The following is a 1,526-nucleotide window of genomic DNA, read 5'->3' on the forward strand; positions in this document are numbered from 1 at the left end:
TGAGACTGTAGATAATTTTGTGTAATATAGTTTCTTATAAATCAAATATTACTGGAAATTTTGATTTCCAGTAATATTTTTTTATTATCTAGAAATACTAATAATGTGTTTTTCTGTTCTTTTATATTATTTAACAAAAGTTAGATAATATGCATAAAATTTATAAAAAGTACAAGCTATTATGCTAATTCATCTTTTAATTCTTCAGTAAAGAATAATGTTAGCTCCGCTAACGTAGCACCCCAGTTTGGAACTGGTTGAGTCCATTTTTCCATGATTTCCATAGTCGCTAGATATACGCACTTGTTTAGAGATTCATCTGTAGGAAATATAGTTCTAGATTTAGTATACTTACGTACCTGTCTATTGAATCCTTCAAGTGCATTAGTTGTATAGATCATTTTTCTTATTCTAGGTGAGAAATCAAAGAAAGTAGATAAATTATTCCAGTTGTTATACCATGAATCTATAACCATTCCATAACTATTTCCCCAAGTTTCTTTTAGTTTGTCTAGCTGCGCTAACGCAAGTTCTTCAGTAGGAGCTTTATAAACTTCTTTTAAATCTTTCATAAATGATTTTTTATCTTTTGAAGCTATGTATTTTATAGAATTTCTTATTTGATGAACAATACATGTTTGTATATTAGCTGATGGAAATACGGTCTGAATAGCTTGTGGTAGCCCTTTAAGTCCGTCCATACAAGCAATTAAGATTTCTTTTACACCTCTATTTTTTAAGTCATTGCAAATACCTAGCCAAAACTTAGCTCCTTCGGCTTCATCAACCCATAGTCCAAGAATATCTTTATATCCTTCCATCGTATATCCTAAACAAATATATACAGCTTTATTAACTATTTTTCCGTTGCTTCTAACCTTAAAGTACATAGCATCTAAGTAAACTATTGGATATATTTTATCTAACATTCTATTTTGCCATTCGGTAGCGGTAGCTATTACTTTATCTGTTATTTTAGAAACCATTGATGGTGAGATTGTTATTCCATATAAATCTTCTATTTCAGCCTGAATGTCGCTAGTAGTCATACCTTTAGCATAAAGAGAAATTATTTTTTTATCTAATTCATTACAAACAGTTTCATATTTCTTTACTATTTGAGGCTCAAATTCAGACTTTCTATCCCTTGGTATATCAAGATCAACATCTCCAAATGAACTTCTTAGATTTTTTTGGCTATATCCATTTCTATAATTTCTTTCGCCAGGCTCAATATTGCTTTGACGTTGGTATTTATCTCTACCAAGATGTTCATCCATTTCTGCTTCAAGTATATTTTCTAGTACATCCTTAACTAACCTTTGAACTAATCCGTTCTTTCCAAGAACGTCATCGATTGTTTTACACTTTTTTATCTCTGAATTGTAATCAAAATTGATATCATTTTTTCTTGCCATAGAAAATCCTCCTAAAATTTATATAGTATATTATTCCAAATCTACCAACTAATCATACAAAAAAAGAGTAGATAGATTTGTTTTTTACACAAATCTATCTACTCTCCC

The 1,526-nt window shown here is 29.6% G+C and carries 1 protein-coding gene; it reads right to left on the reverse strand.

Features of this window, described 5'->3' with window-relative positions:
• Positions 1-179 precede the first annotated feature (179 nt).
• Complete coding sequence (locus tag EJJ37_RS19695) at positions 180-1,418, reverse strand: IS256 family transposase (RefSeq protein ID WP_077711606.1); 1,239 nt, start codon at positions 1,416-1,418, stop codon at positions 180-182.
• Positions 1,419-1,526: the final 108 nt, after the last annotated feature.

The sequence above is a fragment of the Clostridium cuniculi genome (assembly GCF_004353185.1).
Taxonomy (GTDB): domain Bacteria; phylum Bacillota; class Clostridia; order Clostridiales; family Clostridiaceae; genus Clostridium; species Clostridium cuniculi.

Coding starts and splice junctions, on each gene's coding strand:
- EJJ37_RS19695 (WP_077711606.1), bottom strand. CDS start 1,418: ATGGCAAGAAAAAATGATATCAATTTTGATTACAATTCAGAGATAAAA.